Source organism: Flavobacterium sp. UBA7680 (assembly GCF_002482975.1).
Classification (GTDB): domain Bacteria; phylum Bacteroidota; class Bacteroidia; order Flavobacteriales; family Flavobacteriaceae; genus Flavobacterium.
Genome location: NZ_DLHA01000028.1, coordinates 332742 through 353234, shown reverse-complemented (window position 1 = coordinate 353234; position 20493 = coordinate 332742). Strand labels below are relative to the sequence as shown.

The 20493-nt window shown below is 32.4% G+C and carries 14 protein-coding genes and 1 tRNA gene; 8 read left to right on the top strand and 7 right to left on the bottom strand.

Annotated features, from left to right (window positions below):
• Positions 1-67 precede the first annotated feature (67 nt).
• Positions 68-139, top strand: a tRNA-Glu gene (locus tag B3C18_RS12140).
• Positions 140-293: 154 nt separating this feature from the next.
• Positions 294-545 carry a 30S ribosomal protein S20 gene (gene rpsT, locus B3C18_RS12135; RefSeq protein WP_053473851.1) on the top strand — a complete coding sequence of 84 codons (252 nt, stop codon included), beginning with the start codon at positions 294-296 and terminating at the stop codon, positions 543-545.
• Between the two features lie 156 nt (positions 546-701).
• On the opposite strand, the gene B3C18_RS12130 is transcribed toward rpsT, so the two are convergent.
• A complete protein-coding gene (locus B3C18_RS12130; protein WP_291147004.1) occupies positions 702-1112 on the bottom strand; it encodes a response regulator in 411 nt (136 codons plus the stop codon).
• A gap of 6 nt (positions 1113-1118) precedes the next feature.
• Positions 1119-2774, bottom strand: coding sequence for a PAS domain-containing sensor histidine kinase (locus B3C18_RS12125; RefSeq protein ID WP_291147002.1), 1656 nt, complete (start codon positions 2772-2774; stop codon positions 1119-1121).
• 222 nt (positions 2775-2996) lie between these two features.
• Here B3C18_RS12125 and typA point away from each other — a divergent pair, with 222 nt between their 5' ends.
• The gene (gene typA, locus B3C18_RS12120; RefSeq protein WP_253788779.1) at positions 2997-4793 is read left to right on the top strand and encodes a translational GTPase TypA; all 1797 of its coding nucleotides are present in this window, start codon (positions 2997-2999) and stop codon (positions 4791-4793) included.
• A 126-nt stretch (positions 4794-4919) separates the two neighbouring features.
• Here typA and B3C18_RS12115 read toward each other — a convergent pair whose 3' ends face one another.
• From B3C18_RS12115 to B3C18_RS12105, 3 genes are read right to left on the bottom strand one after another with little or no spacing between them, the layout of a single operon-like run.
• Complete coding sequence (locus B3C18_RS12115) at positions 4920-7265, bottom strand: T9SS type B sorting domain-containing protein (protein WP_291146999.1); 2346 nt, start codon at positions 7263-7265, stop codon at positions 4920-4922.
• A gap of 15 nt (positions 7266-7280) precedes the next feature.
• Positions 7281-8117 carry an ABC transporter permease gene (locus B3C18_RS12110; protein ID WP_291146997.1) on the bottom strand — a complete coding sequence of 279 codons (837 nt, stop codon included), beginning with the start codon at positions 8115-8117 and terminating at the stop codon, positions 7281-7283.
• Between the two features lie 7 nt (positions 8118-8124).
• Positions 8125-9033, bottom strand: coding sequence for an ABC transporter ATP-binding protein (locus B3C18_RS12105; protein ID WP_053473857.1), 909 nt, complete (start codon positions 9031-9033; stop codon positions 8125-8127).
• Positions 9034-9140: 107 nt separating this feature from the next.
• Between B3C18_RS12105 and B3C18_RS12100 the strand changes: the two genes are divergently transcribed.
• Together B3C18_RS12100 and B3C18_RS12095 are read left to right on the top strand one after the other, a co-directional pair.
• Entirely contained in the window at positions 9141-10193 is a 1053-nt protein-coding gene (locus B3C18_RS12100; RefSeq protein ID WP_256635738.1) for a hypothetical protein, read from the top strand.
• A gap of 146 nt (positions 10194-10339) precedes the next feature.
• Entirely contained in the window at positions 10340-11200 is an 861-nt protein-coding gene (locus B3C18_RS12095) for a hypothetical protein (protein ID WP_291146993.1), read from the top strand.
• A gap of 116 nt (positions 11201-11316) precedes the next feature.
• Here the strand turns inward: B3C18_RS12095 and B3C18_RS12090 are convergent, their stop codons facing one another.
• Positions 11317-15045, bottom strand: coding sequence for a metallophosphoesterase (locus tag B3C18_RS12090; protein WP_291146991.1), 3729 nt, complete (start codon positions 15043-15045; stop codon positions 11317-11319).
• 27 nt (positions 15046-15072) lie between these two features.
• On the opposite strand from B3C18_RS12090, the gene B3C18_RS12085 reads away from it, so the two are divergent.
• Positions 15073-16251, top strand: a complete 1179-nt coding sequence (locus B3C18_RS12085) for a Pycsar system effector family protein (protein ID WP_291146989.1) — start codon at positions 15073-15075, stop codon at positions 16249-16251.
• A gap of 188 nt (positions 16252-16439) precedes the next feature.
• On the opposite strand, the gene B3C18_RS12080 is transcribed toward B3C18_RS12085, so the two are convergent.
• Positions 16440-18809 carry a GAF domain-containing protein gene (locus B3C18_RS12080; protein ID WP_291146986.1) on the bottom strand — a complete coding sequence of 790 codons (2370 nt, stop codon included), beginning with the start codon at positions 18807-18809 and terminating at the stop codon, positions 16440-16442.
• A 232-nt stretch (positions 18810-19041) separates the two neighbouring features.
• Between B3C18_RS12080 and B3C18_RS12075 the strand changes: the two genes are divergently transcribed.
• On the top strand, positions 19042-19794 hold the full coding sequence (locus tag B3C18_RS12075; protein ID WP_291146984.1) for an SDR family oxidoreductase: 753 nt from the start codon (positions 19042-19044) through the stop codon (positions 19792-19794).
• Positions 19795-19866: 72 nt separating this feature from the next.
• A complete protein-coding gene (locus B3C18_RS12070; protein ID WP_291146982.1) occupies positions 19867-20448 on the top strand; it encodes a TetR/AcrR family transcriptional regulator in 582 nt (193 codons plus the stop codon).
• Positions 20449-20493: the final 45 nt, after the last annotated feature.

Sequence of the window (20493 nt, the reverse complement as noted above, 5' to 3'; positions counted from 1 at the left end):
GGGTTCGATTCCCCCACGGACTACAATTTCAATTTTATTTAAATTGAAGAAAACTTAGAATGAAACTGGTCTGTTCGTCTAGGGGTTAGGACTCCAGGCTTTCGTCCTGGTAACAGGGGTTCGATTCCCTTACAGACTACAAAATTAGTTGTAAATAAGTTTTGTAAAATAAAAATTGGTGTCTCGGTTTTTGTTTTATTAGTTAAAACCAAAGTGATTGTTTTACAATTGTGGGAGGTTTTTCTTTTTTAACTAGTATTTATAATTATTATTACATCTAAAATTAAAAGAAAATGGCAAATCATAAGTCAGCATTAAAAAGAATCAGAAGTAACGAAAAAAGAAGAGTTCTTAACAGATATCAACACAAAACTACTCGTAATGCTATTAAAGCATTAAGAATAGCTACTGATAAAGCTGATGCAGCTGCAAAATTATCAACTGTAATCTCTATGATTGATAAATTAGCTAAAAAGAACATCATTCATGATAATAAAGCTTCTAACTTGAAGTCTAAATTGACTAAGCATGTTGCTAAATTGTAATTAATTACAATTTCCTAAATATACAAAAAGTCCTCTTTTAGAGGACTTTTTTTGTTTATACCATATTGAAAAATTCCAATTAAAAAAATTCCAAATTCCAATTATACTTATGTGTATTGGAATTTGGAATTTTTGTATTTTAAATTTTATTTCGTTTTAGCTTATTTTCTTTTTAAGATATTCAAGCATAGCCTGAGTGATAGGTTTTGAAAGAAAATCTATTATAATGGGATATTTTTTTGCTTTCGCTAAATCATCGGGATCAATTGTAGAAGATAATACAATGACTTTTGCGGTGTTGAATTCGGCATAATCAGCAGAAGTGAAATGGTCTAAAAACTCCCAGCCTCCCATTACAGGCATATTTAAATCCAAAAAAATTAATTCCGGTTTTTTGTTTACTTTGTTTTTATTGTTGGTGTATTTTAAAGTATTAAAATGGTGTAATGCTTCTTCGCCATTTTGAGCAGTAATAATTTCATGCGAAAATGAAGATTTTGAAATTACTTTTTTGCATAACATCAACGTAATTGGATCGTCGTCAATGCATAAAATTTGCTCAAGCATAATGTATTAATTTTTAAATGTTATAGTAAATGTGGTGCCTTTATTGACTTCACTATCAATACTAATTGTTCCTCCCATAGTTTCTACCTGAGATTTTACAAGATACAAACCTAATCCTTTACTGTCAGGATAATTATGAAATCTTTGATAAAGTCCAAAAACTTTGTCACGATTTCTTTCCAGATCAATTCCAATTCCGTTATCCTTAAAGGTTAAAATGGCGTGATGATCTATTTGATCTGCTGTAATTGATATTTTTAATTTTCTGTTTTCCGATTTGTATTTTATAGAATTAGTAAGCAGATTCAATAAAATGCTCTCAATGTAAGCTTTATTGGTAATTAAAAGCGGAACTCTGTCAAATTTTAATTTGATGATAGGTTTATGTAATTCAATTTGAAAAGACAGCTGGCTAAAAACATTTTCAAAAACTTCTTTTAAGGAAACCTCTTCTTTTTGCATGGAAGGGTTATCTTTTATGATAATTACTTTTACTAAATCATTTATAGTTTCATTTAATAAATGAGTTGATTTTGTAAAACCGGCCAGAATTTCTTCTAGTTCTTCATTTTCAATAGGAATATCTTCAATCAGATTTAAAAGTCCGATTAAATTAGATAATGGTGCACGAAGGTTGTGCGATGTTATATAGGAGAACTGTTTTAAATCTTTATTGTTTTGTGTAAGTTCTCTAATAAGATGTTCTTTTTCTGTTTCCAGTTTCTTTTCGTCTGTAATATCTCTTTGAATAGAAATCCAGTGTGTGATTGCTCCTTCATTATTAAAAATAGGGATCATTGCAAAACGTACCCAATATTCTTCTTGAGTTTTAGTATACGTTATGGTTTCAATTACGCATTCTTCTTCATTTTTTATAGCCAGCAAAAGTTTTTTTAATTCTTCTGAATCAGATTTTGGACCTTTAAAGATATTGGTTGATTTTCCGATAATTTCATTTGATTCATAACCGGACATTTGCGAAAATGCCGGATTCACATAAACAATTTTTGGTATTTTGCGGTCTTGTGAGTTGGCTTCGGTAATTAAAATTGAATCTTTAGATTGTGTAATTACAGTTTCTAAAAGTTTTAATCGCTGTTCTTCTTCTTTCTGTTTGGTAATATCCTGGATTGCTCCAATCATTCTAATAGCTCTTCCGTTTTCATCTTTTAGTAAAAAACCTCGGTCTAAAACATATTTATACGTTCCATCGGCGCATCTAAATCGGTATTGATCCTGCCATTTTTCTGTTTTTTGTTCGATAAAAGAGTATAATTTGATCGACATTCGAATGCTGTCTTCGGGATGAATTTTGTCAAACCACCACTTTGAAGTCTTTCCAACTTCTTCCGGATTATAGCCAAAAACGCTCTCAATTCCTTTGTTCCAATTTATGGTATCTTCCTGAATTTTCCAGTCCCAAATAGTGTCACTTGTCGCCTTTGCAACAATGTCATATTTTTCATTTGACTCCTTAATTTCCTCGTTTGTGCTTTTTAATTTCTGAAAAACAGAAATATTTTTAGTCTCATTTATTGAGAGTATATATTTGAAAATGAAAGCGGTAGAGATTATAAAAAAGACATCTTTTGCAAAAAAGAAATAAGAGTATTTTGCTTCAAAAAAGTAGTCTATGAGTAAATTATGACAGACTATTGCCATAATTAGCGATATGATAACGTAAACGAGAGTAATTTGGAGAGTTTTACTTTTCATTACTCAAATATAGTTAAATTAACTATAACTAAACAATAAGTAAAGTTCATTTTAGGGTGCAAATTAACACTAGATTAATGAACTAATTACTTGTATATACGCAAACTATCGCAGAAACGTTTTTTTTATCAAAATAAAGTGTACTTTTGCACCCATTAAAAATCACAAATGGAATCTATTAGAAATATTGCAATTATTGCCCACGTCGATCACGGTAAAACCACTTTGGTTGATAAAATTATGTATCACTGTCAATTATTTCGTGACAACGAAAATACAGGTGATTTAATTCTTGATAATAACGATTTAGAGCGTGAGAGAGGTATTACTATTACTTCTAAGAACGTTTCTGTTCAGTACAAAGGAACAAAAATCAACATTATCGACACTCCTGGCCACGCGGATTTTGGAGGTGAAGTAGAACGTGTATTGAACATGGCCGATGGTGTATGTTTGCTAGTGGATGCCTTTGAAGGTCCGATGCCGCAAACGCGTTTTGTATTACAAAAAGCTATTGACTTAGGTTTGAAACCTTGTGTAGTTATTAATAAAGTAGATAAAGAAAACTGTACTCCTGAAGAAGTTCATGAAAAAGTTTTTGACTTAATGTTTGAATTAGGTGCTGAAGAATGGCAATTGGATTTCCCAACTGTTTATGGATCTGCTAAAAACAACTGGATGTCTGATGATTGGAAAAACCAAACAGAAAACATTGAGCCGTTATTAGACATGGTTGTTCAAAATGTACCTGCTCCTAAAGTTTCTGAAGGAACACCACAAATGTTAATTACTTCTTTAGATTTCTCAGCATTTACAGGTCGTATCGCTATTGGTCGTCTTGAAAGAGGAGTTCTTAAAGAAGGTATGCCAATCTCATTAGTAAAAAGAGATGGTACTGTATCTAAATCTCGTATCAAAGAACTTCATACTTTTGAAGGACTTGGTCGTAAAAAAGTACAAGAAGTTATTGCTGGAGATATTTGTGCAATCATTGGAGTTGAAGGTTTTGAAATTGGTGATACTATTGCTGATTTTGAAAATCCGGAAGGTCTAAAAACAATTGATATCGACGAGCCTACTATGAGTATGTTGTTTACAATTAATGACTCTCCTTTCTTTGGTAAAGAGGGTAAATTTGTAACTTCTCGTCATATTAGAGAAAGATTGACAAAAGAATTAGAGAAAAACTTAGCTATGAAGTTAGGTGAAACTGATTCTGCAGATAAATTCATGGTTTTTGGCCGTGGAGTACTTCACTTATCTGTTCTTATTGAAACAATGAGAAGAGAAGGGTATGAGTTACAAATTGGTCAGCCACAAGTTATCATCAAAGAAATTGATGGTAAAAAATGTGAGCCAATTGAGGAATTGACAATCGATTTACCAGAAAATCTTTCAGGTAGAGCAGTTGAGTTCGTTACTATGCGTAAAGGTGAAATGCTAAGTATGGAAACTAAAGGGGAGCGTATGATTGTGAAATTTAATATTCCATCTCGTGGAATTATTGGATTACGTAACCAATTACTTACTGCAACAGCTGGTGAGGCTATTATGGCACATCGTTTTATTGGATATGAGCCTTACAAAGGAGAAATTGCCGGACGTAACAAAGGTTCATTGATTTCTATGGAAAAAGGAAAAGCTATTCCTTATTCTATCGATAAATTACAAGATCGTGGTAAGTTTTTTGTTGAACCAAATGCTGAAATTTACGAAGGTCAGGTAATTGGTGAAAACTCTCGTGGTGATGATATGTGTGTAAACGTAACGAAAGAGAAAAAACAATCTAACGTTCGTTCTTCTGGAAATGACGAAAAAGCGAGAATTATTCCACCAATTATTTTCTCTCTTGAGGAAGCATTAGAGTATATTCAAAAAGATGAATATGTAGAGGTAACTCCAAAATCTATTCGTTTGAGAAAAATCTATTTGACAGAAACTGATAGAAAAAGATTTAAAATCTAATTAGATTTAAATTTCAATATAAAAATCCCAAATTCCATTAGGAGTTTGGGATTTTTTTTATGCTTTAAATTCGAATTTTTTAAGCAATTGGAATTTGGATTTTTCTAATTTGGAATTTGAAAAAAATTATCTTTTCAAACTAAAATGTCCTTTCACATTTTTGCCGTCTACAAAAATTAAAGTAAACCAATAATCATCAGAAGGGAGCAGTTGTCCGTTAAAAATACCATTCCATCCCGGACTGTTTTGGTTCATTTGTTTCAAGAGTTTTCCGTAGCGGTCAAAAATATTTAAAGTGTAATTTGGTAACAAATTGGAGTCGCCAATAAGCCATAAGTCATTGAAAGTATCACCGTTTGGCGTAAAAAATCTAGGATAATCTAAAACATAAACCACAAAAGCATTAGACAATCCGCAGCCATTTTTATCTCTTGCTACTGCCGTGTAAGTTCCTGCAGGTACACTTGTAAATAGCGGTTCATTTTGAAAAGTAGTTCCGTCTAATGAGAATTCATAATTCCCAACTCCGGTATATTCGATAGAAACAGAGTTTTCATTTCCTGAAAAATCTTTTACAACCGCATTGGTTATAATAGCAGGTTCAGATAAAATAACCTTGAAATTTTTCGTTTTTTCGCAGCCATTTGCATCTGTTACGGTTACGGAGTAATCGCCAGGACTATTAACTAGCAAGGTGTTAGTATTATTTGTTGGTGCAGTATTCCATGAATAACTGCTAAAAGCAGCTGCTACAGACAAAGTTGTATCTCCATTTTGACATAAAAACTTCGATTCATCCTGAAAATTTGGCGGATCAAAAGTATTAACGACAAGATTGACTGGTACAACATCATAACAATCTGGTCCATTTACAACTCTTGCATATATTCGTTGATTAAAAGCCGTTGTATTTTTAAAGATATTTGGCAAAGGATTTATTTCGACCAAAGCATCATTTGCATTTAAATAATAAGTAGCAATTAATCCGCTTGGAAGTCCGGCAGTTATTACTGGCGTAACTTCTGTATTCAAATCAAATTGATAAAGCCCGTCCTGAATTTCGTCTCGGTCACAAGTACTTATCGGACCCGGATCAGGGATTGATGTTGGTGCAATTTTTAAGGTTACTTCGGCAATTTTAAAACAACCAAATTCATTTTCTAATCTGGCATACACAATTTGATCTGCATATTTATTGATATACATTTCAGGCTTTACAATTTTATTGTTTTTAGCTTGTGCCTGTGCTAATGTTTCATAATACCCTTCGTTAATAATATAAACAGCATTATTTTTAACAATGTTGTTGGCTTTATCTAAATTGAAAATTGAAATTCCATCTGTATTATCATCACATTGAAATAAAGAAGTATTTGAGGAAAGAATTTCTGGAGCGTAATCAATTTTTATTTCTCCAGATAATATACAAGTTGTACCAATTACAGTAGCTTCAACTCTATAATTTCCAGCACTTGTAACCTTATAAGTTGAGTTTGTGCTAAGAATATTAGTAGGGTCAGTTTTTCTAAACCATCTAAAAGTATAAGTGGCAGGATCAAGATTGCTGTTCAGGTCGATTTCTTCTCCAAAACAAGCAGGATTATTTGTGGCAGTTGTACGATCTTGTCCAAGTAAAATTTTTGAGGCAAAACTTCCAGCCTCAAGAAAAATGGCAGATTCCAGATAGCGATACGTATCATCGGCCACTACCAATTTTACATGATATGTTTTTCCTGTTGTTACAGTAGTCTGCGCCGTCATAACAGTCGTTTGTCCGGCATAATTTACAGGACTGGTATTGTTATTTAAACCATGAAAATAATTTTCATTTGCAGCCGCACAGCCTTGATAATTAATTCCGCCGGGTCTTGTTCCGGGTTCAATTTTCGGGCGGATATTTATAGACGAAACAGGTGTAGTTGTATTAGGCAATACAGCTAAATTTTTATAAGGATCTGAGGTTCCAACTTCTTTGATTAAAAAAGCAAACCCATCTGAAAACTCACAAGGATAATCGTACTGATATTCATTGGAAGCAAAAATATAATTAAAGCTCAATGCACTTGTATAAGCAATAAAATCAAATTCTAATACTGTTGAATTTATAGAATGAATGCCTAATATTTGATCAAGATCGCTGTCACCAAGCCAGTTAGGACTGTCGCTGCTTGTTAAGTCACTAACAAAAGGCCCAACGGCACTTTCAGCAGTTGATGTTGCCAATACTATTCCTTCGGCAAAAGGAAAATTACTTCCGTTACTATTAAAATAACCAAAACTCTGTTTTCCAGGCCTGAAATTATCTCCGTTACCTGTTGAATTTGTAGCAGCAGCACATGAATTATTCACCAGAATATCTTCAATAAGCTGCTGCGGTGTTTTTTGATCATCAATAGTGATAAACTGCGCATTTACCTTTGTAGATAAGCAGCATAAAAATAAAATAATTAAAAAACTTTTTGCCTGATTCATAGTATAACAAATATACTATAAATCCCGATTTTTTAATAATTTGTAAGAAAAATATACAAATAAAAATACCCAGATTGCAACAATCAGAATTGCAAGGTAGTGTACACTATAATCTTTGGTATTTTCTACACCAATTTGAGTTCCTATACTTTTTATTACTGATAATCTCGAAAAAGGTTCGATGATTAGATTCGACATTGCTTCTAATGGAAAAAACTGCATAATGTAATCACCGGTATTACTGTTTGGGAAAATTCTAAAAACAAGAATCCCTTTTATTATGCCTTCAAGAATGCTCCAGACTAATAAAAAACCTAAAGCAAAAGCAGAACGTTTTACCAAAATTCCAAGGAATAAACAGAAAGAAAAGAACCCGCACAGTTTTATAAAAAAGGCTAACAAATAGTCTAAATCCATGAAAATGACATCAAATTCATTGTAAGAAGAAAAGCTTAAACCAAGAAGTAAGCTCATTACAAAAACGAAAATTGTAGAGCATAATGCAAAAACAACTACCGTTAAAAATTTAGATAAAATGAATTCTTTTTTACTTAAACCGTCAATTAAGTTTTGTTTTAATGTTCCATAACTGTATTCGTTTGCCATCATGGAAACAATTACAATTGCTAGGAAAAATTTAAGAAAAGCGGCAACGAAAGTATTAAAATGCCAAATGAAAGGAAAATTAAAAATTCCCATTTCGGCTAAGTGAAATTTAAATGGCCCTATATCAAACTTGATAGAAGCGATTAAAGCTATAAATGAAAGTAAAATGAAATAGGTTAAAGTTAAAATACGACTGGCTTTATTCAACCAGATTTTTTGCAATTCTATAGAGATAAGTCTTTTCATGGCTTAGTTAGATTTTTGGATTTGTATTTTTTGTTAATTCTAAAAATTGGGCTTCCAAACTATTTTTACGTTTGACCAAATGACTTAAAATAATATTTTTTGAAAATAAAAACTGATTCAATTCCTGAGCAGATAAATCGGCTTTTAAGTAAACCAAAACTTTTCCATCTTCGTCCTTAACTTCTGCAACGGCCTGATGGCTGTGTAAAGCAGATTTCAGCGCCAGATTATCATCTGAAGAAATTTCAAAGAAACCTTCATTTGCAGACATTCCATCCACAGAACCAGAATATAAAACTTCGCCTTTTCGCAAAACAACAACGTGAGAACAAACTTTTTCGACTTCGTCTAATAAATGCGAAGCCAGTAAAATTGTAGTTCCCTGTGAGGCAATTTCTTTAATAATATCTCGAATTTGGTGAATTCCCTGCGGATCTAAACCATTTGTAGGTTCATCAAGAATTAAAATTTCAGGATCGTTTAAAAGTGCCGATGCAATTGCTAAACGCTGTTTCATTCCTAAAGAAAAAGTACTGAATTTGCTGTTTTTTCTTTCAGATAAACCAACAAGATCAAGCTTTTCTCCAATTTTAGAATAATTGATGCTTTTAATTTTACAAACCAATTTTAGGTTTTCTTCGGCAGTCATGTACGGATAAAAGTTCGGACGCTCGATTATAGCACCAACTTTTTTCAAAGCTTCATGTGTTTGTACATTTCCGTCAAACCATTTATAATCGCCTGATGTTTTGTTTACAACATTTAAAACAATTCCTAAAGTGGTCGATTTTCCACTTCCGTTAGGGCCCAGTATTCCGTATACGTGGCCTTTTTGTATGCTAAAAGATACATTTTTAAGCGCCTGAATGCGCCCGTATCTTTTACTGAGATTCTGAATGGTAAGGATGGTTTCCAAATTTATTTCGGTTTTAGTTTTTAGTATGACGATTCAAATTCTATATTGTTACGTCAAATTTATTTTTATCATCTTATTGATGTAAATTTGTAATAAAGATATTCAAAATGAGCGAACCGTTGATGGTGTTAAAGAAACCTTCTTTTCCTTTAACACAGCCACTTTTAAGTTATTTAGACAGATACGAGCGTATATCGAAAGTATCTGTGTTTTATGATGACTTATTGCGATTTTCAGGTTCGGTTAATGTTTATGATAAAAACGAAACCGATACACTGTGGATTCGGGTTTATTACAATGAATTTGAAAGAAATGAAATTGACCTCAATTTAAAGAAAATCTATTCGCTTTTGCATTCTGATGGAAATAGCGAGATTATTCAGTTTCTAAATATTGATGCCATCGACTATTGTACTTTTGGAAATTCAAAACCCTTTAGAATTAAAGTCCGTAATATTCTCAACGATAATTACGTTCACTTTTATATTAAAAAAGCCGATGCTTCAAGGATTTACGGATTAGAATTAGAAGATATTCTATCGCCGGATAAAATCAACTTTTTAGTTTATAATGACACTTTAATCGAAGAACATATTATTGGGATTCCCGGCGATGTTTTTATGGATACGCTGCTCGATAAATGTACCGAAATGGAGAAAGCGCAAATCGCCAAAGAATTCGTTAAATTTAACGAACGCTGTATGATCAGGCTTTTGGGCGATATGAGAGCATATAATTATGTAATTGTACCAATTCATGATTTTGATCAGGTAGTTTATAAAATTCGTCCAATCGATTTCGATCAGCAATGTTACGAAGGAAATTTCAAAGTATATCGTCCGCAGTTTTTTAAAGAAAACTCTCCGATGATTCAGCTGATTAAAGAGAAACTGGAAGAACGTTCGATCATTCAATATAAAGATGAAGAAAGAGCAATTCTCGCAAAACGAATCCATTCTGCCGAAAACAGAATTAAGAAATTATTGAATATAATGTGTCACGATACCATTTCGACAGAGGAACATTTAAACCAATTAAAAATGGAATTGTACCGATACACAAACGATATGAAGTTTAAAAACGCAAGATCAATGGGACACATCATGCAGGCCGCTTTTGAATTCATTATCCGTAATTTTAAAAACACAAACTTAGTTTAAAAGGTTAAACCATATAAGTTATATAAGTTCATTAAAGCAAAACGTGAATTCCTTATATGATTTAAAAAATCAATACAAGTTATATCCACAAAGCAAAACTTAAATTTTCTTATATAACTTATATGGTTTTAAAAAAAATCAATCTTATGAAAAAGTCTTTTTTAGTAGCTGTTTCTATTGTTTTATTAGCTTGTCAGCAACAATCTGGTGATGATTTGAAAACGCTTTATTCGCTTCCGAAGAAATTAAAAGAAGTTTCGGGAATTGCTTATTTCCCAGAAACAAATTTGATTTACACTTTGGAAGACAGCGGAAATAAAAATGCAATTTATGCGATCAATTCTAAAGGAAAATTAGAAAAGACAATTACAATCTCAAATGCCACAAATGTGGACTGGGAAGATATTACCAAAGATAAAACCGGAAATATTTACATTGGTGATTTCGGAAATAACGATAACGAACGCAGAGATTTGTGTATTTATAAAGTGGCTAAAAATCAACTGAATAAAGATGTGGCTTCCGCCGAATATAAAATCTCATTCTCGTATCCGGAACAAACCGAATTTCCTCCGAAGAAAAAAGAATTATTCTACGATGTTGAAGGTTTCTTTGAACTCAACGGTTATTTTTATCTTTTTACCAAAAACCGAAGTAAAGGTTTTGACGGAACTGCTTTTATCTACAAAATCAAAAATGCAAAAGGAACTCAAAAAGCCCTTAAAATAGGAGAGTTTAAAACCTGCAGTAATTACAATCACTGCGTTTTAACAAGCGCAACGATAAGTCCTGATGGAAAAAAAGTAGTTTTATTAAGTCACGATAAAATAGTTTTATTTAAAGGTTTCAAAGGAGATTTATTCCACAAAGGAACCCAAACCGAAATAAGCCTAAATCACTTTTCTCAAAAAGAAGCCATAGTTTTTAAAGACAACAACACCTTACTCGTAGCCGACGAAAAAACAAACAAAATAGGAGGGAATGTATACGAATTTAAGTTGAAATAAAAAGTTTGCCACGAATTACACTAATTTCCACGAATTATATTTAAATAGAAATTAGTGAAAATTGGTGTAATTCGTGGCAAAAACCTTTGAACCTTTGAACCTTTGTCCCTCTGAACCTAGAAACTGTAAGCTGCTCCAAAAATAACTCTCCCAACTTCATCAGGAGATTTGAAATAAGAGATTCTGGCCGTTAAAACATTAATTGCATTTAGCCAAAGTCCACCACCGTAATCCTGATGCCATTTTTTAGAATCTTCACCATCAAGCCAAACCCTTCCGTAATCAAAACCACCTAAAATTCCGTAGGTAAAAGGAGCAATCGTTTTACGGATTTTACCCAGACTCAAACGCAAATCAGAGCTTTGAGAGAAATAAGAACTTCCTAAAAAGCGTTCATTTCTAAAACCGCGCAAATCCGTATCACCGCCTAAAGTCGCACCTTGATAAAATTCGTAATTATTATTTAAAATAGCTTTCCCTTTTACATAAGTTGCTAGAACCAGTTTTCCGTTATGATCCAATTTATGTGTAAAACCTAAAACACTTTCAAGCGTTGGAAAATTTTTCTTAGTATCATCTAAGTTCGTTGTCCAGGTTCCCGCAATCATAAAATACATTCCTAAAGTTGGTTTTGCAGCAAAATCAGAATTTTTGAAAAGATATTTTACTTTTAAACTTCCGTAATTCTGACTGTTAAATATATCAGGATTTACAATATTCGGAATGTTGATAAATCTATCTTCGGTTTCTTCAACCGTCATTCTTTGGAAAATTGGCTGAACACTAAACTCACTTCCATATCGTCCAACGTGGCGAATGGCAGTCGAAGCATTAAATTTTCTGATTCGGACACGGTTATAATCCATTCCTAAATCATCATTATATTGAGATTCATTTCCGTAACCAAAATAATTCATCGCAAAATTTGGTGTGGTATAAAGTGATTCAACATCAATAACCCATTTTCCTAATAACCCAGGGAAATGCGCGACATAATTAAATTCTAAACCTCCGGTAGCGAAATAGTAAAAAGCATTTAAAACATGTCTTTGCGTGTACGGATTCTGCTTAAAATTATTTACCGTATAATTTACATTTACGCCCAATTTCACACCATCATCCGGATTAAAACCAATATTTGGCAAACCAGAAACAACATTGTATTTTGGTTTTTGAAAATTATATTGGTTAACATCGTAATCGTCAGTTAACTGTGTTTGAGTTTTAGAATCTAAGTTATACGTATTCTCTTTTGATTTAAAATCGTAAACAATAACCTTTCTTCCGTTTTCAATATTGTACGTATCATTGTTTTGACCACCAATTAAACGAACTTTAATTCTCGATTTTTGATCGCCTTTTACTTCAAAAACATCATTATCATCTAAACCATAAATCCATAAATTTTTGGTTTTAGCATCGTTTACCGTTTTGGTATAAACCAATTCATCGCCTTCTTTCTTCACCCTGAAAACTTGAATTTCAATACTTTTTTTCTTGTTGTGATTTAAAACAAATCGGTCTTTTTTATCTGTTCCGGCAATCATAACCGTTTTACTCAAAACATCAGAATATTTTTCGGCATATTTTTGAAGGTCTCTTTTTCGAATTTTCAATTTTCGAATAATATCGTCAACCGTTCCGTCCTGAACTTCTTTTGGCATCGCTTTAAAAGCATTTTCAATATCGCTGTCAGATAAATTATCCTGAATAAACTTTGCTTGTTCAATCCAGTCTTTTTCTTCAGCCGTTTTTAGAAAAGCCAAATCCATAGGATAAGGTTCCCTGCTCAGCCATTTTACATTGCCAATTTTATCTTTAAAAGTGCGCATGTGACGCAATGCCGGAATGTTCATTAAAATTGAAAGCAGCGCACCATCATATTTTGCAAACGCCTGATCTCTGTCTCTAGGAATTGGTTTGTAAATAACTTTACCGTCTTTTTTAAACTCAGCCCAGCGCCATTGATCAGCGTGACGGTCCCAGTCTCCAATCAACATATCAAATAAACGCGCTTTTATATATTCTTTTTCGTCAACAGAATATTTTTCGTCCTTATGAAGATTCATCATCATATCATCTGTACTGATAATATTACTCGGATTTCCAAAGTTTTTAGCGTCTAAATGATTATCAGCGGGTCTTTCTTCAATCATATACAATTGATCTCCATAACCCGCATTAAATTCGCCTAAACCTTTTTGTTTTGGAATATAATATAAAACAGGATTGGTATGTAAAAGACCAATTTTGTCTGACATACTGCCCGTTACAAATGGAGCATATGGATGCGAAGTCGTATAAAAATCAAATAAAAAACTTTCTGTATACGTATCTTCAAAATCATTTACCACATATTGATCTTTAAAAGCCACAGATTGTAAAAATACCGAAGCACTTTTTTTCATGCCGCGCATTACGTATTCACGTTCTTTTGGATCTGACATTCTTAATGAAACAGATTGATGCCCGCCGCCTTCACGAATAGGTTTTAAACCGCCTTTTAAAGTATCTAAAGTTGCGACTGGAACATCTATAGGCATGCTGTAATACTTTCTGTAATGCTGTCCGAAAAGAAATCTGTGAAACATACTTTTATCTGTCATTTTTGTTGAATAGATAGAAGTTGTAATTCTTGAAGGGAAATTATTCGAAATATCCGATGCCCAGTTGATTTCTTTTGCTTTTATAATTTCACGTTCAAAAAGCAGTTTTTCTTTATTGTTTTCATTTCCGTAAAAAGAAACTTTTGCGTCGCCGCTTTTGTATAAAGTTAAAGCTGCATAACCGTTTCCGCCATACGAAAAATCAAATGGATTTATAGCTCTTGCGGCTTCCGATTTTGATCCGGCGCCGCTGATAATCTGCTGAATATTTTCTTTGCTGATATACTGTAAGTTATGATCGTGTCCGGAAACTACAATTACATTTCGCTGCTTTTGCAAAAGCGTCTTTATTCGTTTTGCATAAATGGTATATTGTTTATTTTGAAGATCCTGCGGACTTACTCCAGATGTTTTTCTCAATAAATTAATGAAAGATCCAATTACCGGAAGCGGGATTTTTTTCTCTAATGGAAATAATTGTTTTTCCCATGAATATTGACCGCCGTGACTTCCATTAGTTAATAAAGGATGATGAATCGCTAAAACAACTGTTTTTTCCTGATTTTTGTTTAAGATGCTTTCCAGTTCTTTAAAAAAATCTTCTCTCGTTTTTATGTCGCAATTATCATTTATGGTAGGGTGATTGTCCCAATCTTCCAGAAACCATTCGCTGTCAATAGTTACTAACGTTGTAATGCTATCAATTTTTACATCTTCAATTGGGCACGATTTTCTTGGGAGAAAAGCTTTTTTATCGTTTAAACTTTTTGTTACAAAATCTGCCTGTAATTCTAAACCCTTTATACCGCTGTACCAATCGTGGTTTCCGGGAATAAAAATTGTTTTTCCTTTAAAGCCTTTCGCTAATTTTAACTGGTTTGTTAGTTTCGTTTCTGCCAAAGCTTTATCATCACCATTGTCAGTAGGAAAACCTTTAGGATAAATGTTGTCTCCTAAAAAAAGTAAAGTCGATTTTTTACTCGCTTTTTTAAGCTTTTGATGTAAAAGTTCAAGTGTTTGCTGTGCCTGCTCTTGATCAGCATTTCCGGCATCTCCAACAAGATAAAAGGTGTGGGCAATTTTTATTGTATCTGTTGCGTTTTCTGTTTCGTTAGCGCTAACATTTTTTCCGTATTGCGCCTTATGTGTGGCACAAGAATAAATAAATGTTAAAGTTATAATTGCTAATGAAAATTTTTTAACCTTAGCAATAAAATGAATATCCAAAAACAATTTCATAATTTAGTGGTATAAAAATATTCTTTTATGAATCTAATAGAACAATCCGAGGATTTCGTCGGTAATTTACTCAAAGATAAACTTTCTAATTTATATTCTTACCATAATTTTAACCATACTTTCACAGTAGTTACAGCGGTAAAAGAGCTTTGCAAAAAGGAAGATGTAGAAAGTGATGACAAAGAGGCACTTTTAGTTGCAGCCTGGTTTCATGATACAGGATATATTCAAGGTTACGAAGATCATGAAGCGAAGAGCGTAAAGATTGCAGTTGATTTTTTAAAAGAAAAAGAAAAATCAGACAAGTTTATCGAATTGGTTTCTAGTTTGATTTTGGCTACAGCCAAAGACTATCATCCAAAAACACATTTAGAAAAAATAATTAAAGATGCTGATTATGCCCATTTAATGGGAACTGAATATGTTACAACTATCGAGTTATTGCGTTTAGAGTTAAAAAATACAGGAATTGTAAGTTTTTCAAACGCCGAATGGACAAAAGAAAACCTTGACTTTTTACTGAATAAACATAGGTTCTATACCGATTATGCCTTAAAAAAATGGCAGCCTTTAAAGGAAAAAAACCTGATTTTAATTCAAAAGAAAATAAATAAACAGGAATTAAAAGCCGCAGAAGAGCTTGAAAAAGAAAATAAAAAAAGCGAAAAAGTCGAAAAACCAGATCGCGGCGTTGATACCTTATTTCGCGTTACGCTTGGAAATCACACGCGTTTAAGTGGAATTGCCGATAGTAAAGCGAATATTTTATTATCTGTAAATGCGATTATTATTTCGATTGCACTTTCATCTATTATTCCAAAATTAGACAGTCCCAAAAATGCGCATTTAGTTATTCCGACATTTATTATGCTGATGTCGAGCGTAATCACTATTATTTTTGCGATTCTTTCTACACGACCAAAAGTAACTTCGGGTGTTTTTACAAGAGAAGATATCGAGAATAAAAAGATTAATTTATTGTTTTTTGGAAATTTCTACAAAATGCCTTTAGAAGAATACGACTGGGCAATGAACGAAATGATGAAAGACCGAGATTATCTTTATTCGAACATGATCAAAGATTTATATTATCTGGGATTGGTTTTGCAGAGAAAGTATAATTTACTTCGTATTGCGTACAATCTATTTATGTTTGGAATTATTGTTACTGTAATTGCGTTTGTAATTGCTTTTAAATCGATTTAAATTTTAAAATGCATAAAAAAATTAGACGCGGATGAAACGGATTCGCTTCGCGAAAACGCGGATAAAAACAGATTTTTTCTGTATTTATCCGCGTTAAATATTTATCCGTGTAATCTGCGTCTTCGCGAAGCGAATCCGTATCATCCGCGTTCTATTTCTATAAAATTTGACAAAAAAAAGCTCAACTGTTAGTTGAGCTCATCTAATAAATCTTGATAAGTAATTTTCTTTATTTTTGAATTATTTACGTTATTAATCACTTTTACACGAATCGCTTTTAAACCAGAAACTCCCTGAAGATCTTCAACTTCAAATTGTTCTATTGACGGTTCTAAAACTTTCTTGTGCTGCAAATATTTAATGTATTTTAAATATTCAGCTTCTTCACTGTTTTGAGAATATACAATTGTAATTTTCTCTTTTTCAGTAATTCTTTCGTTTGTTCCTTTAATGTTCGATTTGTCGATACGTTTTTTAACGACCTCATATCTTGCATTATAAGTTCCGTCAACGTCAAAACGTTTTTCATCCATTCTAAAACGAATAGAAAGCGGAGAACTGAAAACCAAAATTAGCGAAGTAACATCTAATTCATACGGAAGCGATTCCTTAAGCTGATGATGCTCTAATTCCATTTCGCATAAAGTCTGTAACTGCCACAAACGTAAATTGTGCAGATACATAATGTCAAACGGTTTTGTTGGCGAAATCGACGCTCCAATATATAAGTTATGCTCAACACCATCCGTTTTAAAACGTTCGTAATAATGCGGATAAATTTGCTGTGCTTCAACCTGTTTTTTGTCTAATACAGAAGCCAGTCTTTTGTTGATAATTGACATCGCATTGTCAAACTTTTTTCTTTCCTGATAAAACATTCCGGTTTTTTCGTCCAGACTTTCAAAGTACAATTCTTCTAACTGTTTGTTTTTAGCATTGTCTTTGGTATTTTTCAGTATCGGATGAATTTCTTCTTCAATATAACGCTGAATATGCTGTTCCATATCTGCTTTTAGCGGAAAATCCAATTCAGTTCGAAGTGATTCCAATTCGAATTTTCTTTGCTCTAAAAGCACCAGATTTGAATTCGGTTTCTGATTATCGAAAATTTCCAAAAGAGCCGTAAGCTGATTTTTCAAGTCGATTTTAACCGTTTCATTTCGGTGTTCAGAGGAACCTTTAATATCAATTTGTCCGTATAACGGAAATACATTTTTAAATACAATTTCCTTAAAAATATAATCTTTCGTATGATTTATATTTTGAAAATAATTTTGAGATTCTTTTCTGAATTTCCAATAAACGCTCGGGTGAATCGTTGTATACTCACGCTGAATAATAGCTTCAACCTGATGCTGCATATCCGTATTGTAACGATCAATTGTATCTGTTAAATACGGTAAAACCAATTCTAGTTTTGTTGCATTTACGCTGTTTAATTCGCGAATATTTTCAGAAACTAGTTCGACAACGCCCAATAAATGGTCATCTTTTATAACTGGCGCAAAAACACAGCTTTGAATTCCCTGACTTAATAAATGCTCACCAAGTTTTGGGTTTGAAGATTCTTCGATAAATTTTTGAACATTTGAAATCACAAACGGTTCCTTTTTATCTAAAAGATTTTCAAACGAACACCCAAAAAAAGCATTTTTACAATCTACTTCCTGAGCAGATGAAAGTAAAAAACTCTGCATTTGGTTGTCAAACTTTATAGGTCTTATAAATTTTTCTTCTTCAGGATTATAGATAATAAAACCAACTTTTAAACTCGGAATTTTAAAAATAGATCTAAAGATGTTTTCTATAATATCTGTAGAAGCAACTCTTGAGGTTTCTGGTTTTAAAAGATTACTTTTTAAATTGGAGATTGCACTTTCTGTAGTCGCATCAAATAAAGAAACAATTCCGAAACCTTTTAAAATCCAGCTTCTTGGAGGAAATTTAGATTTCCATAAATCAATATCATTATAATTATCAATCAAAATATCAATATCGTCCTGTGTAAGCTGCGGTGCATTTTCTGTAGGAGTGATTTCCATGAAATCGGCATTGTACAGAATACGATAATGTTTTTCTACACCTTCTTCATCCGGAATATCGTAGAAAAAAGGTTTATTAAAATCAATATTTTGATGATAATAAGCGCTTAAAATCAAACAACAGTTATTGATATAGAATTGGTGATCATCAAAATCACGAATTTCCATGTAAAATTCATCACCGGCATTACGTAAAATTTTCTTGAAACGCTCTGTATAATTAAATGATATATTTTGAAAAGGTATTGTTATGGCTTTTATTTCATTGTTTGTTAAAGCCGTAGGGAATAAGTCAGCAGCAATGTTTTTAATTAAAGCTTCATTATCCTTAATAGTACTGTAATCGCGAATTCCTGTTCTGAATTCCGGATACGCTTCAATTTCTTTTAAAATCGCTTTGGCGTAGTTAGATCGGTAATCGACATTAGATAAAGCAATCTGCTCAAAAGATTCAATTAGTTTATGAAATGAGATTATCGTTTCGAAAGGACTTTCGGTTGGTAAAAGACGATCCATCTGTTTTTTTGTTTTTAGAAATACAAAATTAAGCATAAATTAAGAATTGGCGACATTTTACGATTTGTTTCGTTTATAGTTACATAGATATAAACCCTTATAAAATGGCACTTCTTGAAGTGAATAATTATTTTAACAAAAAATTAACGTTATAAATAACGGAACGATCGTTCCGTTATTATATCTTTGTACCATAATAATTGAATAATCAATAACTTAAATAACAAATAAAATGAAAAATTTAGAAAACAAAGTAGCTATTGTAACAGGTGGAAATAGTGGAATTGGATACGCAGCAGCAGCTGATTTAGTATCAAAAGGTGCAAAAGTAATTGTAACAGGAAGAAACAAAGAAGCTTTGGCAAAAGCCGAAACAGAATTGAACGTTACCGGAATCGTTGCAGATCAATCTGATTTAAAATCTATTGATAGTTTAGTAGAACAAGTAAAAGCACAATTTGGAAAAGTAGATATTCTATTCTTAAATGCAGGAATCGCAGCTTTTGCTCCAGTAGATTCAGCTTCAGAAGATCATTATGACAGTATTATGAATGTGAATGTAAAAGGGGTTTATTTTACAGTTCAAAAAGTATTGCCAATTTTAAACGATGGCGGATCTATTATTTTTAATACTTCAGTAAATGCTCAATTAGGAATGCCGGGTTCAAGCGTATATGGAGCAAGTAAAGCAGCGGTTTTATCATTAAACAGAATATTTGCTGCAGAATTAGCGCCAAGAAAAATCAGAGTAAATGCAGTTTCTCCTGGTCCAATAGAAACACCTTTGTATGGTAAAGTTGGTTTAGAAAAAGAAGAAGTTGAAGGTTTAGGAGCTGCTTTAGGAAACAAAATTTTATTGAAACGTTTTGGACAAGCTTCTGAGGTTGCAAAAACAATTAGTTTCCTTGCTTCTGATGATTCTTCATTCATTACAGGAACTGAAATTGTGGTTGATGGCGGACTTACTGTAAACACAGTATTATAATTTTTTTGACTTATTCAGGAACGATTGTTCCGTTTAATTCTTATATTTGTAAAGAAATTTAATTTTGATGTCATGGCTAGAACGAAGGAATTTAATGAAGATCAGGCTTTAGATAAAGCAATTGAAATTTTTTGGCACAAAGGTTACAACGGAACATCTGCCCAGGATTTGGTAACACATTTAGGTTTAAGTCGCTCTAGTTTGTATGATACTTTTGGCGACAAACAAAAATTGTTTTCAAAGTCATTGCAACGCTATCAACAACAGAATCAAGATGCTGTAAAAGAGCTTTTGGATAAATCTGAAAATGTCAAAGAAACTCTGCATGCTATTTTTAAACAAGCGGTTATAGAAAGTCTCGAAGATAGAATTACAAAAGGCTGTTTTATGGTAAATTCTTCTGTAGAATTGGCAATGCACGATGAAGAGATTGCTAAGATTGTAAAAAACAACAGCCAGACAATGGAAGAAGTTTTTACAAATGCCGTAAGAAAAGGGCAGGAGTCAGGACATATTTCCAAACAATTAGATGCGAAAATTTTAGCCCGATTCATCTTTAATAATTATTCCGGAATTCGGGTTTTGGCCCGTGCCGGAGAAAGAGATAAACAAGTTTACGATGATATTGTAAAAGCAGTTTTTTCTATTTTATAATATCGAAAATAAGGACAATAAAAAAATGGCAATTACATTTTGTAA